13 protein-coding genes are annotated in these 15,126 nt (G+C 69.0%); 4 read left to right on the plus strand and 9 right to left on the minus strand.

What is annotated here, in order from left to right; translation table 11 throughout:
- The first annotated feature begins 874 nt into the window (after positions 1-874).
- Together AC1D1W_RS03570 and sufU are read left to right on the plus strand one after the other, a co-directional pair.
- Complete coding sequence (locus tag AC1D1W_RS03570; protein WP_243179769.1) at positions 875-2,182, plus strand: SufS family cysteine desulfurase; 1,308 nt, start codon at positions 875-877, stop codon at positions 2,180-2,182.
- Positions 2,183-2,193: 11 nt separating this feature from the next.
- A complete protein-coding gene (sufU, locus tag AC1D1W_RS03575; protein ID WP_079551640.1) occupies positions 2,194-2,664 on the plus strand; it encodes a Fe-S cluster assembly sulfur transfer protein SufU in 471 nt (156 codons plus the stop codon).
- Here sufU and AC1D1W_RS03580 read toward each other — a convergent pair.
- The 5 genes from AC1D1W_RS03580 to AC1D1W_RS03600 all read right to left on the minus strand — a co-directional run bounded on the left by AC1D1W_RS03580 (position 2,661) and on the right by AC1D1W_RS03600 (position 6,894).
- Positions 2,661-3,974, minus strand: a complete 1,314-nt coding sequence (locus tag AC1D1W_RS03580) for a UDP-glucose dehydrogenase family protein (RefSeq protein ID WP_243179757.1) — start codon at positions 3,972-3,974, stop codon at positions 2,661-2,663. The two genes, sufU and AC1D1W_RS03580, sit on opposite strands and share 4 nt — an antisense overlap.
- Before the next feature lie 28 nt (positions 3,975-4,002).
- Positions 4,003-4,404 carry a VanZ family protein gene (locus tag AC1D1W_RS03585; RefSeq protein WP_243179754.1) on the minus strand — a complete coding sequence of 134 codons (402 nt, stop codon included), beginning with the start codon at positions 4,402-4,404 and terminating at the stop codon, positions 4,003-4,005.
- A 153-nt stretch (positions 4,405-4,557) separates the two neighbouring features.
- Complete coding sequence (locus AC1D1W_RS03590; protein WP_018774651.1) at positions 4,558-4,779, minus strand: SCO4848 family membrane protein; 222 nt, start codon at positions 4,777-4,779, stop codon at positions 4,558-4,560.
- Positions 4,780-4,783: 4 nt separating this feature from the next.
- A complete protein-coding gene (locus tag AC1D1W_RS03595) occupies positions 4,784-5,281 on the minus strand; it encodes a DUF2505 domain-containing protein (protein ID WP_243179753.1) in 498 nt (165 codons plus the stop codon).
- A 47-nt stretch (positions 5,282-5,328) separates the two neighbouring features.
- Entirely contained in the window at positions 5,329-6,894 is a 1,566-nt protein-coding gene (locus AC1D1W_RS03600; RefSeq protein WP_243179752.1) for an SDR family oxidoreductase, read from the minus strand.
- A gap of 247 nt (positions 6,895-7,141) precedes the next feature.
- Between AC1D1W_RS03600 and mfd the strand changes: the two genes are divergently transcribed.
- Positions 7,142-10,813 (plus strand): transcription-repair coupling factor, encoded by a 3,672-nt coding sequence (mfd, locus tag AC1D1W_RS03605; RefSeq protein WP_243179750.1) that lies wholly within the window; start codon positions 7,142-7,144, stop codon positions 10,811-10,813.
- Between the two features lie 4 nt (positions 10,814-10,817).
- The gene (locus tag AC1D1W_RS03610; protein WP_018774647.1) at positions 10,818-11,648 is read left to right on the plus strand and encodes a metal-dependent hydrolase; all 831 of its coding nucleotides are present in this window, start codon (positions 10,818-10,820) and stop codon (positions 11,646-11,648) included.
- Positions 11,649-11,719: 71 nt separating this feature from the next.
- Here the strand turns inward: AC1D1W_RS03610 and AC1D1W_RS03615 are convergent, their stop codons facing one another.
- The 4 genes from AC1D1W_RS03615 to AC1D1W_RS03630 all read right to left on the minus strand — a co-directional run bounded on the left by AC1D1W_RS03615 (position 11,720) and on the right by AC1D1W_RS03630 (position 15,085).
- On the minus strand, positions 11,720-11,938 hold the full coding sequence (locus AC1D1W_RS03615) for a hypothetical protein (RefSeq protein ID WP_028278362.1): 219 nt from the start codon (positions 11,936-11,938) through the stop codon (positions 11,720-11,722).
- A 52-nt stretch (positions 11,939-11,990) separates the two neighbouring features.
- Positions 11,991-12,689 carry a deoxyribose-phosphate aldolase gene (gene deoC / locus AC1D1W_RS03620; protein ID WP_243179738.1) on the minus strand — a complete coding sequence of 233 codons (699 nt, stop codon included), beginning with the start codon at positions 12,687-12,689 and terminating at the stop codon, positions 11,991-11,993.
- Between the two features lie 160 nt (positions 12,690-12,849).
- Positions 12,850-13,746: an FAD-dependent oxidoreductase gene (locus AC1D1W_RS03625; protein ID WP_243179736.1), complete on the minus strand. Its 897-nt coding sequence runs from the start codon at positions 13,744-13,746 to the stop codon at positions 12,850-12,852.
- Between the two features lie 184 nt (positions 13,747-13,930).
- Complete coding sequence (locus AC1D1W_RS03630) at positions 13,931-15,085, minus strand: uroporphyrinogen-III synthase (protein WP_476942985.1); 1,155 nt, start codon at positions 15,083-15,085, stop codon at positions 13,931-13,933.
- Between the last annotated feature and the right edge of the window lie 41 nt (positions 15,086-15,126).

Below are 15,126 nucleotides of genomic sequence, written 5' to 3' on the forward strand. Positions count from 1 at the left end.
GTCTCAAATTCCTTGCTTGCGGATGCAGYCACTGCCACCATTAGAGGTGATCGGGCCGTAATCTTTCCCACTAACTCCTTCATTGGAATCGTGCGGTGCCTCAACGGGCAGCCGCGCGCCAAGGTCGGAGCCGGCGGCGTCAGAGCCTTCTGAGACCGAGGCTCTCCCCCCAGCCGCCGCCGGCTCCCTTAACCGGTCTTCACGCGGGTCCGCGCCTTCGAGAAGCGCGACCCTGACACGGGTACCGGCGGGCATCGCCGCAGGGGGTAGCGGCGGGTGACGACGTCTTGTGTGCAAGCCCTCGCCGGCCCTGGCGTCAAGCGCCGGCATGTCGGGCAAGCCCTGCGTCGGGGCAGACCTTGCGCCGTAGCAGTGAGAGCCGGCCGGCTGTTCCGGCGCCCCTGTTGGATGTCGCTTTTGGATGCCGCTGCTGGATCCCGTCGGCCCACGGCTCCCGCCAATGGGTCCCGGCGACGGACAGCCGCGGCCCCTGCGGTCATCGCCGCGGCCGCTATTGTTTGTCGTTTGCCATTTTCGGGCAGCACCGGCCCACCCCCTGGCTGGGGGTCGATTTGCGGCTGCCCTTGGGCAATGCGCCCGTCGCGGTCCGGGTCTTGGCCACCGAAGGGCACCGCCGCGCGAGCCGATGGCCCCTCGAGCCGGTTACCGGGGCACGGAACTCCTCTCGCGTTCCGCGGTGAGCGCGTTCCGCGGTGTGCGCGTTCCGCGGTGTGCGGGTCCGCGCGGTGGCCGCGCAGGAGAGCTGCGGGAACGTGGGATAATTAGGTTTAATCTGTGTGATGTATTTCGCGCCGCTTGCTTTCCGGGCGGCACGGGGCACGCCGCAGCGAACGCCGATCCAGGAGTCCCCGCCATGGTTGCCACCCCAGCCCACCTCCGCCGCTCTGCCGCCGCCCTCGGAAACGAGGAGGTCCTGAGGATCCGCAACGATTTCCCGATCCTGCAACAGCACGTCAACGGCTTCCCGCTCGTCTACCTGGACTCAGGGGCGACTTCGCAGAACCCGCTGAGCGTGCTCGAGGCCGAGCAGGAATTCTATGAGCAGCGGAACTCCGCGGTCCACCGCGGGGCGCACCACCTCGCCGTCGAGGCCACCGAGGCATTCGAAAACGCCCGGGAAACGGTCGCCGACTTTGTCGGGGCCGAGTGGGATGAGCTGATCTGGACCTCCAACGCCACGGAGGGCCTGAACCTGCTCACCTATTCTTTCCTCAACGCTTCCCTGCCCGGCGCCGGACCCGAAGCGGCCCGGTTCGCCCTGGCCCCGGGCGACGAACTCGTCGTCACGGAGATGGAACACCATGCCAACCTGATCCCCTGGCAGGAGCTGGCGGCCCGGACAGGCGCCGTCGTGAAGTTCATCCCGATCAACGACGCCGGCGCCCTGGACCTGGAGGCCGCCGCCGGCATCATCGGCCCGCGCACCCGCGTCCTGGCGTTCACCCACGCGTCCAATGTCCTGGGCACCATCAACCCGGTAGCAGCCCTGGTGGCCCTGGCCCGGTCCGCGGGGGCCCTCGTGGTGCTCGACGCCTGCCAGTCCGCGCCGCACCTGCCTCTGGACGTCAAGGCGCTCGACGTCGACTTCGCGGTGTTCTCCGGCCACAAGATGCTCGGCCCCACCGGAATCGGCGCCCTCTATGGCCGCTCGGAACTGCTCAACGCGATGCCGCCGTTCCTGACGGGAGGGTCCATGATCACCACCGTCACGATGGAACGGGCCGGATTCCTGCCGAGCCCGCAACGCTTCGAGGCCGGCACCCAGCGCATTTCGCAGGCGGTCGCACTGGCCGCGGCGGTGAACTACCTCAGCGAAACCGGGATGGACCGCATTCACGCCTGGGAGGCCGAACTCGGCCAGCGCCTCGTGCGCGGCTTGGAATCCATCCCCGGCATCCGGGTGCTGGGCCCCGCGGCGGGACAGGAACGCATTGGCCTGGCGGCATTCGACGTCGCCGGCGTCCACGCGCACGACGTCGGCCAGTTCCTGGACAGCCGGGGCATCGCCGTGCGGGTCGGCCACCACTGCGCCCAGCCGCTGCACCGGAGGCTCGGGCTGGCGGCGACGACGCGCGCCAGCACGTATCTTTACAACACCACGGACGATGTGGACGCGTTCCTGAACGCGGCCGCCGATGTCCGTGCCTACTTCCAAGCCTAGGACGGACATCCATGAGTCTTGACCAGCTCTACCAGCAGATCATCCTGGAACACGCCAAGGCCCGGCACGGCAGCGGCCTGGCCGCCGCGGCCGCACCCATGGACGCCAGCAGCGGCCAGTCCCACCAGCTGAATCCGACCTGCGGCGACGAAATCACGGTCCGGGTGTCCGTGGCCGGCGGGAAGGTCAGTGAGCTGCGCTGGGACGGCGACGGCTGCTCAATCTCGATGGCCTCGGCATCCGTGCTGACCGAGCTCGCCGAGGGCATGAGCGTCGAGGAACTCCGCACGGTCATAGACAGCTTCCGCGAGGTGCTGCGCTCGCGCGGCAAGGTGCCGGCCGACCCGGAGGTGCTGGGCGACGCCGCCGCGTTTGAGGGCGTGTCCCGTTACGCCGCCCGGGTCAAGTGCGCCATGCTCTCATGGGTGGCCGCGGAGGACGCACTCGGCCAGGCCGCTGGCAGGCTGACGGCCGCGCCCTAGGGACGGCCCAGGCCCTTGTAAGTCCAGCCGGCGGCCCGCCACTTGGCAGGGTCCAGGACATTGCGGCCGTCCAGGATGCGCGGCGCGGACACGAGCGCCTTGGCCGCGTGCGGATCCAGTTCCCGGTAGGCCTGCCATTCGGTCAGCAGCAGCACGGCATCGGCCTTCTGCAGCGTCGTCTCAAGGTCCGGCTCCAGCTGGAGTTCCGGGAAACGCTTGGCGGCATTGGGCAGGGCCTGGGGGTCGGTCACCGTCACCACAGCGCCCTGCAACTGCAGCTGCGCGGCAGCGCTCAGCGCGGGGGAGTCCCGGACGTCGTCGCTTTCGGGCTTGAAGGCCGCGCCCAGGACGGCGATCCGCTGTCCCATCAGGGTGCCGCCGCAGAGCTCCCGCGTGAGTTCCACGACCCGGGTCCGGCGCCTCATGTTGATGGCGTCAACCTCGCGCAGGAAAGTCAACGCCTGGTCGGCGCCCAGCTCGCCCGCGCGGGCCATGAACGCACGGATGTCCTTGGGCAGGCAGCCGCCGCCGAAACCGATGCCGGCATTCAGGAATTTCCGGCCGATCCGCTCGTCCAGCCCGATCGCGTCGGCCAGCCGGGTGACATCGGCCCCCGTGGCCTCACAGACCTCGGCCATGGCGTTGATGAAGGAAATCTTGGTGGCAAGGAAGGAGTTGGCGGCAGTCTTGACGAGTTCGGCCGTAGCGTAGTCCGTCACCAGCCGGGGTGTCCCGCGCGAGAGCGGGGTCTCGTAGACCTGGTCCAGGACAGCCACCGCTGGGTGGTCTTCGCTTCCGTCCGGTGTCCCGTAGACAAACCGGTCCGGGTTCAGGGTGTCCGTTACGGCGTGGCCTTCGCGCAGGAACTCCGGGTTCCAGACCAGCATCGCGCCGGGCTCGGTTTCGGCCAGCACCTCGGCCAGCCGCGCGGCCGTACCTACAGGCACGGTGGATTTCCCGGCCACGACGTCGCCGGGGGAGAGATGGGCGGCCAGAGCCGTGACCGCGGCGTCAACGTAGCGCAGATCGGCGCCGTTTTCGCCGCGTTTTTGAGGGGTTCCGACACAGATGAAGTGGACCTCGGAGCCGCGGGCGGCGGCCATGTCGGTGGTGAATCGCAGAAGCCCGGATTCTTCCAGCTCGGACAGCAGATCGTCCAAAACAGGTTCATAGAACGGGGCGTGGCCTGCTGACAGTTGCGCCACCTTGTGTTCGTCGACGTCGATGCCTACAACGTCGTGGCCCAGCTTGGCCATGCAAGCAGCATGAACAGCGCCCAAATAACCGCAACCGATAACCGAAATCCGCATACTTTCGTTGTCCTCCCGTCGGGCCTGTTCACAGAGTACGCGGTGGACCGCGGAATCGCACAGCAGCGGAGAGTGTCATGAGCACCAGGGCCGCAAGGGCGCCGATCATGGCGCCGAAAGTGTTCGCGGCGACATCGGAGACGGAGGGAAAGCGCGCCGGGAGGAAGAAAAGCTGGGCGAGCTCAATCAGGACCGAGACCAAGAAGCCGACGGCGGCCCCGCCCCACCACAGCCGGGCACCCAGGATCCGGGCCACGAAGGCACCCAACGGAATGAACAGGACCATGTTGGCGGCCAGTTCGAGCACCCGATAGTCGAACCATTCGGGGACACCCCAGCGGTGCAGCTTCCGCAGCGACCGCAACAGCAGATCGGAGGCGCCCTGGTCCACGGGAACGGGCCAGAGCGCAATGAGGCCAAGAATGAGCACATAAGCCCCCAGCCCCCACATGGCCGCACGACGGGGTAGCAATTGGCGTCCCCTTTCAGCTGTCCACTTTTTTGCCGATTCTATCCGCCGGCAGGCCACGAGCGCGGGAAATCCGGCACACCGGCGGGCATATGACGGCCGGTGTGCCGGATGCTAGCTGAGCAGCCCGGCCACGCCAATCGCCGCCGTCGCGGCCCCCAGCAGCATGGAGATGCTGACCAGGACCACATGGACGGTCAGGAAGCGCGTGGCCTTGCCGTTGGCGTCGCGGGCACGCGGATCCTTCATGACCCGGCGCAGGAACTGCGGCCAGACAACCAGGGACCAGACGCCGGCGACGATCAGGACGACGGCGAGGACCGCGGGCAGTTCCACGGGCTCAGTGGCTTTCGAGCCAGGCCTGGGCCTGCTGGGACTGCAGGTTCAGGGCCTTGCCGACCATCGGTTCTGCGGCGTCGGCGATCTTGCCGCCAAGGAACGGCACCGAGGAGGTCACGTCGCCCTCGAGCTCGATCCGGGTGCTGCCGCCGTCGGACACGAGACGCTGGACAGCATTCACGTCCAGCGGGGCGCCGGAGACCTTCAGCGAGATCTTGCTCTGCCGGGAGCCGTCGGCGGCGGGGGCCTCCCAGGCCTCCAGCTGCGTCACCTTCAGGCTTTCGCCAACAAATTTCCGGGCAATGTCCGGCATCCGGGTGGTGGGGATGGTCCGCACGGTGGTGGTGTTGAAAGCGCCGGCGGTGTCACCGTCGACGGCGAAGGATTCCAGGGTGCCGCCGACGAGTTCGCTCGTGTGGCGCAGGAAGTCTTCATTGACGAAAACCGCGGTAACGCGGTCGACGCTGTGCGGAACGGTAGTGGATGCACTCAGGGCCATAGGGGGTCCTCCATGATGTGGAAGTGGACGTTTCGGGCTCCAACATCCTACGTGGTGTGCCGGGCTGGCTCCGATTCGAGGTTTTCCAGATCCCGGGCGGCGGCGGTGATATTCCGCGACATGGCGGGAAAAATGACGCTGTGGAACGGCAGCACTGCGAGCCAGTAGAGGCGGCCGCTGAGGCCCTTGGGGAAGAAAATGGCGCGCTGGCGGTAGCGGCTGCCCGTCCCCTCCGGCTCCACGGAAAGTTCGAGCCAGGCCCGGCCCGGGGCCCGCATTTCGGCCCGCAGCCGCAGCAGCCGGCCACGGTCGATCCGCTCGACCCGCCACCAGTCCACCACCTCGCCCTCGGCCAGCAGGTGCGGGTGCCGGCGGCCGCGCAGCAGCCCCGCCCCGCCGGTGAGCTTGTCCAGCCAGCCGCGCACCTGCCAGGCCAGCGGCAGGGAGTACCAGCCGTTCCGGCCGCCGATTCCTTCGATGACGGTCCACACATATTTGGGGTCCACGTCGCTTTGGAAGCTGCGCTCATCCACGTACACGGCGTGGCCGGACCAATCCGGGTCGCTCGGCAGGGGATCGGCGTCGACGCCGGCGCTGGCCCACGTGGTCTCCACCTGGCCGTCGCGTTCCTTGCCCAGGGCGAGGGCCACGGCCCGCCGGTAGGGGGTCAGGCCGCCCTCCGGCACAGGGATGTGCGCGTCGATGTCGTGCTCGGCGGCGACGGCGTCGTGCTGGAGCGATTCGACCAGCGGCAGGGACATGGAGAGCGGGATCGGGGTGGTCAGTGCCACCCACAGACCGGCCAGTTTGGGGGCCGGCACCGGCAGCGCCAGCACCACACGGTGCGGCAGGCCGGCCTCGGCGGCGTATTCCTGCATCATTCCGGCGTAACTGAGCACCTGGCGGCAGCCGATGTCGAAGGTCCGGTTGATGGGTCCTTCCAGCGACGCCGCCGCCACGAGGTAGTACAGGACATCACGGACCGCTATCGCCTCGATCTTGTTGCGCACCCAGCTCGGGGCGGGCATCAGCGGCAGCGTCTCGGACAAATGCCGGATCATTTCGAACGACGCCGAGCCCGAGCCGATCACGACGCCGGCCTGGAAGACCACTGCGTCCACCGGGCTTTCCAGGAACACCTTCCCCACCGCTTCGCGGGAGCGCATGTGGGTGGACAGTTCGGCTCCGGCCGGGTGCAGGCCGCCGAGGTAGACGATCCTGTCCACTCCGGCGGCGGCCGCGGCCCGGGCTGCCGTCCCGGCCATCGTCTTTTCCTTGGCCTCGAAGCCGGCCCCGGCCGCCATGGAATGGACCAGGTAGTACAGGACGTCGACGCCGTCGAGCGCCGCCTGCAGGGCGTCCCCGTCGTCGAGGCTGCTGTGGATCACCTCGACGTCGTCCAGCCAGGGCACGCCGGCGATCTTGGCCGGGGTGCGGACCACGACTTTGACCCTGTGTCCGGCTTCCAGGAGCCGGGGGACGAGCCGGCCGCCGATGTAACCGGTGGCCCCGGTGACGAGCACGGTCTTAGGGGATGCGGCCTTCGCGGTGGCTCCCTGCGGGGCTGGAGCAGGAGTTCCAGCGGGTTCGGGGGTTGCGGTTGTGCCGTTCATGGTGACTCCTTGTCAGCCAGCAGTTGGCGGGTGGCCTACCAAGCCATTCGGTGCGCGGCCCGCGTTGGATGGGCCGCCCGCTCCTGAAGCCAGCCTAGCCCCGTCGGCGGTGCCCCGGGCAGGTCCCGCCTGCCGGGCCCGTCGGCGTGCCCCGAGGCTCCGCGGTAGGCTTGGAGGGCCCGGGATTCTCGCGAATTTCGGCTATTCGTGTTGCCTGCACCCCGTGATCCCATCAGGAGCAACAGCTATGAGCCTCAACGGCCCCTCTCTCACCGGTTTGCGCCGTGTCCTCGCCGAAGACCGGAACTACGCCCGGATCCAGGCCGAGGCCGCCCGCGGGTTCGCCGCCCGCAGCGAGGATTACCAGATCAGCGCCCCGGCCGGAATGCGGTCCACGCTGCTCGCGGAAATGGCGGACGGACTCGCGACCCTGGCGGGAAACGAAACCGGCTCTGCAGGGGCTGGCCGGGGAGTGCCCGTGGTCCTGGCCGTCACCGCGACCGGCCGCGAGGCCGAGGACCTGACCGAGGCCCTGCGCGCCTTCCTGCCGGCCGAGACGATCGCGGAGTTCCCCAGCTGGGAGACGCTGCCGCATGAGCGGCTCTCCCCGCGCTCGGACACCGTTGGCCGGCGGCTGTCGGTGCTGCGGCGGCTCGCGCACCCCGAATCGTCCACCGCCGGTGCGCTGCGCGTGGTGGTGGCCCCCGTCCGCGCCGTCGTGCAGCCGATCGTCGCCGGCCTCGGCGAACTGGTGCCGGTGACCTTGAAGGTCGGCCAGGAGGCCCCCTTCAGCGGTGTCGTCAAGAGCCTGGCCGACGCCGCCTACGCCCGGGTGGACATGGTGACCCGCCGCGGCGAATTCGCCGTCCGCGGCGGCATGCTGGACGTCTTCCCGCCCACCGAGGACCACCCCATCCGGGTCGAGTTCTTTGGTGACGAGGTGGACCAGATGCGCTGGTTCGCCGTCGCCGACCAGCGCTCGCTGACCGCGCCCGGCCTGCACCATCCCACCGAACTCCATGCCCCGCCGTGCCGTGAAATCCTGATCACACCCTCCGTCATGTCCCGCGCCGCCACCCTGAAGTCCCAGCTCCCGGCCGCCGCGGACATGCTGGAGAAAATCGCCGGCGGCATCGCCGTCGAGGGCATGGAATCGCTGGCCCCCGTACTGGTGGACGCCATGGTCCCGTTCCTGGACCAGCTCCCGGCGGGTTCCATCGCGGTGGTGATCGAGCCGGAGAAGGTCCGCACCCGGGCGCACGACCTCGCCGCCACGAACGAGGAATTCCTCGAGGCCGCCTGGTCGACGGCGTCCGACGGCGGCACCGCACCGCTCGATTTAACTTCCGCGGCATCCGTTGCCCTGCACTCGGCCAGCTTCCGTTCGCTGACCGAGACCCGCACCGCGGCCCTCGAGCACGGCGTCTCGTGGTGGTCCATCACCTCGCTGGCCAGCGACGAGGAGCTGCTGCCCGACGTCGACGTGCTGAACCTGCACGCCCGGGAACCCCGCGGCTACCAGGGCGACGTGGCGGAAATGATGGACTTCATCGGCTCCCGCGTCCGGGACCAGTGGCGGATCGTCGTGGTCACCGAGGGCCCGGGCCCGGCGCAGCGCCTCGCCGAACTCTTCCACGACAACGACATCCCGTGCGCGCGGGTGGACACGCTCGAGGCCGATCCGCAGGCCGGGCTGATCGAGGTGACCACCGCCGCCGTCGGCCGCGGTTTTGTCCTGGATCCGCTCAAACTGGCGCTGCTGACCGAGGCTGACCTGCTGGGCCGGACCTCTGCCGGTTCCACGAAGGACATGCGCCGGATGCCGTCCAAGCGGCGGAACGCCGTGGATCCGCTGCAGCTCGTGGCCGGGGACTCCGTGGTGCACGAACAGCACGGCATCGGCCGGTTCGTGGAACTGATCCAGCGCAAGGTTGCCGGTGGCGGCGAGGGCATGCGTGAATACCTGGTCCTGGAGTACGCCCCGTCCAAGCGCGGAGCCCCGGGCGACCGGCTCTTCGTGCCCACCGATCAGCTGGACCAGGTCACCCGGTACGTGGGCGGCGACACCCCGGCGCTGAGCAAGATGGGCGGCGCGGACTGGGCGAGCACCAAGTCCAAGGCCCGCAAGGCGGTCAAGGAGATCGCCGGCGAGCTGATCCGGCTGTACTCGGCCCGGATGGCCTCCCGCGGCTACGCGTTCGGCCCGGACACCCCGTGGCAGCGGGAACTGGAGGAGGCCTTCCCGTACGTGGAGACCCCGGACCAGCTGACCACCATCAACGAGGTCAAGGCCGACATGGAGCGGGAGATCCCGATGGACCGGCTGATCTCGGGCGACGTCGGCTACGGCAAGACAGAGATCGCTGTCCGGGCCGCATTCAAGGCGGTCCAGGACGGCAAACAGGTCGCCGTGCTGGTGCCCACCACGCTGCTCGCCCAGCAGCACTACGAGACGTTCACCGAGCGGTTTTCCGGCTTCCCCCTGGTCGTCAAGCCGCTGTCCCGCTTCCAGACCGGCAAGGAGGCCAAGGAAACCGCCGACGGCGTCAAGGCCGGTTCCGTGGACGTCGTGATCGGCACGCACCGGCTGCTGTCCAAGGACTTCGGCTTCAAGGACCTCGGTCTGGTGATCGTGGACGAGGAGCAGCGCTTCGGCGTCGAACACAAGGAAGCGCTGAAGAAGATGCGCACCAACGTCGACGTCCTGGCCATGAGCGCCACCCCGATTCCGCGCACACTGGAAATGTCCCTGACCGGCATCCGCGAAACCTCCACCCTGGCCACCCCGCCGGAGGAACGGCACCCCGTGCTGACGTACGTGGGCCCGTACACGGACAAGCAGACTTCCGCCGCGATCCGCCGTGAGCTGATGCGCGAAGGCCAGGTGTTCTTCGTCCACAACCGGGTGTCCACGATCGACCGCACCGCGGCGAAGATCCGCGAACTGGTCCCGGAGGCCCGGGTGGAGGTGGCGCACGGGCAGATGTCCGAGAGCCGGCTGGAACAGATCATCGTGGACTTCTGGGAAAAGCGCTTCGACGTCCTGGTCTGCACCACCATCATCGAGACCGGCCTGGACATCTCCAACGCCAACACCCTGATCGTGGACGGCGCGGACAAGTACGGCCTCTCCCAGCTGCACCAGCTGCGCGGACGTGTGGGCCGCGGCCGGGAACGCGCCTACGCCTACTTCCTCTACCCCTCGGAAAAACCGCTGGGCGAGGTGGCCCTGGAACGGCTCAAGGCCGTCGCGACGCACAACGAGCTCGGCGCCGGCATGCAGCTGGCCATGAAGGACCTGGAGATCCGCGGCGCCGGCAACCTGCTCGGCGGCGAGCAGTCCGGCCACATCCAGGGTGTCGGCTTCGACCTCTACATCCGGCTGGTCGGCGAGGCCGTGGCCGAATACCGGGGCGAGGCGGAGGAGAAGGCCGCCGAAATGAAGATCGAACTGCCGGTCAACGCGCACCTGCCGCACGACTACGTGCCGGGCGAACGGCTGCGCCTGGAGGCTTACCGCAAACTCGCCAGCGCCATCACCTACGAGGCGATCGAGGAGGTCCTCGCGGAGCTCGTGGACCGTTACGGCGAACTGCCGCTGCCGGCCACCAACCTGATCGACGTCGCCCGGTTCCGGGTGGGCGCCCGCGAGGCCGGATTGTCCGACGTCGCGCTGCAGGGCAACTTCATCAAGTTCTCCCCGGCGCAGCTGCCCGAGTCCAAGCTCATGCGCCTGACCCGGATGTACCCGGGCGCGCAGGCGAAGCCGGCCCTGGACGCCGTGCTCGTTCCGAAGCCCAAGACCGCCAGGATCGGCGGCCGGGACCTGCAGGACGCCGAGATCCTGGAGTGGGCCAACGGCGTGATCCGCAACATCTTCTCCGACGCCCCTGTCTCTGCCACACCGGCGGTGAAATAAAAGAATGATGGGAGGACATCACGCCGCGTCGGGAGCCGCGGCGTGGGTAGCCATTGCCTCGACCGGCCCGTATGCGCTCGGCTGGTACCCCCTGGATCCCACCGGAATCGTGATCGGCGCGATGGCGACGGCGGGGACCGCGCTGGTCTGCGACTGGGACCATCGCGCCAGCACGGTGGCGCATGCGCTGCCGCCGCTGTCCAACCTGGTGGCGCGCGGCATTGAGAACGCCAGCGGGGGCCACCGGCAGGGCACTCATTCGGTGCTGGGCGCGGCGTTCTTCGTGCTGCTGGCCACGATCGCCGGGCAGTGGCAGGTGCAGACCCAGTGGGGGCTGCTGTCCGTCGGGGCCGGCCTGCTGTGCATGTTCATGATCAACATCGCCGCGAAGGCACTGAAGCTCTTCCCGAAATTCGGCTGGATCAGCAACTGGATCGTCGGGCTGCTCATGGCCGGACTCGTGACGTGGTTCGCGCCGCACCAGTGGACCTGGCTGCCGGTTTCGATGCTTACCGGGGTGCTGGTGCACATTGTGGGGGACATGATTACCACCGGGGGAGTGCCGCTGCTCTGGCCACTGGTGATCAAGCCGCCCAAGGTCCTGCGGAAACTGCCGCTGCTGAAGAACATTTGGAGGGCCAACGGGGCGTTCTCCATCCCGCTGCTGGGCCGGGCGGGTTCGCGGCGGGAATGGTTCGTCCTGATCCCGGTGAGCGGCTACGCCATGGTGGGGATGTTTGGCGCCGGGCTGGCGGTGGCCAAGGCGCACTTCCCCGCGGCCCTGGCGCTCGGCACGGGGCTGGTCAAGGGCCTGTTCGCGCTGGTGCCCGGCTAGGACTGCCACCGGTTAAATGACTGAAGCTCCGGATGAACCGGAGCTTCAGTCTTTTAAGGGTCAGGAGTGGCCTAGTTTTCGCCGGCCGAATCCGAGCGGCCCAGCAGGGTCTGCGGGATCCAGAACGCGGCGGCGAAGAGAATCAGGCAGACGGCCATCGGCCAGGTGTTTTCCAGCGTCAGGAAGGACAGCGAGTAGATCGCACCGAGGAACAGGACCATCATCGCGGCAAAGATGACGATGGTCGAGCCGAGGCTGTTCTCGGTCTGCGGGGTGGTGTTGCTGGACATTCGTTCCTCCTCGGCCCCGGGGGGCTCAAAACTGTGGGCGGTGCCGGCACGGTCAGTACGCGGACGAACCCTGTTCACCCTTGACGATCGCGATACCGGAGCTGGCGCCAATACGTGTTGCACCTGCAGCAATCATAGCCTGAGCATCGGCCAGGGAACGCACGCCGCCGGAGGCCTTGACACCCAGGTCCGGGCCGACGGTGCGGCGCATGAGCGCGACGTCCTCGGCGGTGGCCCCGCCGCCGTTGAAGCCCGTGGAGGTCTTCACGAAGTCCGCCCCGGCTTCCACGGCGGCCTCGCAGGCGAGCACCTTCTGGTCATCGCCCAGCAGCGCCGTTTCGATGATGACCTTCAGGATGGCTCCGCCCTCGTGCACGGCGGCCGCGACGGCGGCGATGTCATCCACCAGCGCGCCCTTGTCATTGGCACGGGCCGCGGCGATGTTGATGACCATGTCCACTTCTTCGGCACCGTCCAGGACCGCGCCGCGGGCCTCGAAGGCCTTGACGTCGCTCGGCGTGGCGCCCAGGGGGAATCCCACCACGGAGCACGTCAGGACGCCGGATGCCTTGAGCGCTTTCTTGACGGTCTTGACCCAGACCGGGTTCACGCACACCGACTTGAAGTGGTACTCCGCCGCCTCGGCGCAGACCTTGAGGATCTCCGCCTCGCTGGCCTCCGGCTTGAGCAGGGTGTGGTCGATGTAGGAGGCGATGTTGGGCGTTCCCCCGGTGGCGGCTTCTTGGCTCATGGTGGTCCCTTTCGTGGCGGGCCTGGGACGCGGCGGTCCCTTCCCTGGCCTTGTGGGCCTGCGGGCCCTGGCGGCGCCGCGTGGTGCGCGGCTTATCAGGGAACCATCTTGCCATAGGAATGTGCCCGGCGGATGCCCCCGGCCGGGCCTCCCCGGCACCTCAGGCGGCGGCCGCCAGGGGCCGGCCCATGGTGGCCTGAAGCAACTGGGAAGCGCACACCGACGCCGCGGAACCGGAGGCCACAAGCAGCCCCAGCCGGACGCCGTCGTAGGCTGCCGCGTCACCGATCGCCCAGATGCCCGGCACGGAGGTGCGGAAGTCCTGGCCGATGACGATCCCCCCGCCGGCAGCGGTGGCGAGCCCGGCCGTGGCGGCCAGCTCGTCGCGGGCGATGCGCTCCTCGGCGAGGATCACGAGGTCACCGTTCATGCTGGAGCCGTCCTCGAAGACGATGCCCGACGCCGGCAGGGCGGACCCGGCGGCGGTGGGAACGACGGCGGCGGGACGCACGGTCGTGCGGACCGGGCGGACGCCGCGGGACCGGAGCACGGCCTCGGCCTGGCCGGCGGCCGAACCCGTGCCGACCAGGATGCCGAGGGGGCGGCGGCCCAGGACCCGGGTGACGTCCTTGACGGCCTCGCCCAGCCCGGCGGCGTCGTCGATCGTGGAATAGCTCAGGCAGCGGGCGGCACCTTCCACCGGTGCCTCGGCGGGGGCGGAACCGGTGGCGATGACGAGCTCGTCGTAGTCGAACTCCATGCCGTCGGCGGTGGTCACGCGGCGGTTTTCCGCGTCGATATAGCTGGCCGGCTGGCCGAAGCGGACGGATACCTGGGGCAGGACGGCGAGCTCCAGCAATTCCTCGGGGGCGTCGTCCCGGTTGCTGAGGACGGTGATGGCGCCGGCGAACGGGGTCCGGGTGAGCTGCCGGACGAGCGCCTGGGCGGCCCGGCCGGCGCCGGCGATGACGATCCTGGGCCGGGCGGCCGTGGTGGCGGCAGCCGAAGCGCCTGTCAGGGAGGAAGTGGAGATGGGAGACATTGCCGGAGCGGACATGTGCTGGCCCTTTCGCTGGGTGGCCATCGTGTGGCCGGTGTGCTTGATGACCCCCAGCGTAGGCGTCCGATTTTTCCGGGGTGTTTCCCGGGTGTTGCCGCTTCTGCCCTGCCCGTTCGCCAGTATTTACCGGCCGGTAATGCCGTGGGTCACACCGTCTCGAAGGCCGGCACCCCGCGTTGGGTTAGACCCTGATCCGGTAGCCGCGTTTCACCACGGTTTCCACCAGCCGGGTGTCCGGCAGCGCGGACCGCAGCCGGCTGACTGTCATGTCCAGGGCATGCACGGAACCGCGCAGCTCCAGCAGGTCCGAGAGCGCCTCGCGGGAGAGCACAGCCCCGCCGGCGCCGATGAGCGCGCGCAGCAGCAACAGCGGTGCGGGCGCCATCTCGACCGGCTCGCCGTTGATGCGCAGCGAGCGGCCGCGCAACTCCACCCTGCCGGAAACGGTGTCGAGCCGGCGGACGTGGTTGAGTGCCAGGTGCTCGCAGACCAGCCGGATCAGGGCGCCCATCCGGAACCGTTCCGGGATCAGCGGGTGCAGCCCGGCATCGAGCAGCGGCTGCGCGGTGATGGGCCCGACGACGGCGGTCGCCACAGTGGTCTTCAGGCTCTCCACGAGCTGTTTGTAGACGCCCATCTCGTGCGCCGTGCTCCACATGGCGTCCACGGCGGGCGCGCTGGTGAACGTCAGGACATCGAGGTTGCCGCTGCACGCGGCTTCGATCAGCTTGGGCAGCCGGTCGGCGCCGTCGGGCTTGACCCAGCGGTACGGGGTGACCGTCAGGACGGTGGCCCCGGACATGCGCAGGCGCTCGAGCTGGCGGACATCGGTGTAGCCGTGCAGCTGCACCGCGACTGTCTTGCCGCGCACACCCTCGGCCAGGAGCATGTCCACGAGCGTGGACGTGGTTTCGTCGCTGCTGATTCCGACGTCGGCGAGCCCGGCGGCGCGCACGGCGCCGCGGGCTTTGGGCCCGCGGACGAACATCCGGGTGGCGGAGAGGGTCTCCAGCAACTGGTCGCCAATGCCAAACGTGTCCGCGGCCTCGCACCAGCGGCGCATGCCGTAGGCGGTGGTCGCGATGCAAAGATCGGGCCGGGCGGCGATGATCGCCCGGGTGTCATCGATTAGGCTCTGGTCCTCCCGGACCGGGGCGATTTTCAGTGCCGGGGCGTGAAGCACCTCGGCACCGCGGCGTTCCAGGGCCTCAATAAGGTCCTGCGAACGGCGGTGCGAGGTGACGCCGATCCGGAAGCCGTCCAGGGGGAGGTCCCGGTCGGTCGCGTCCTCGGCGGGTTCCGGCGCGGATGAGCCGGCGGGGCCGCCGGCGGTCAGTGCGGAGGCTAGGGCGGGGTTCAAGGGGGACAGTGGTGCGC

Source organism: Arthrobacter sp. P1_B4 (assembly GCF_056406555.1).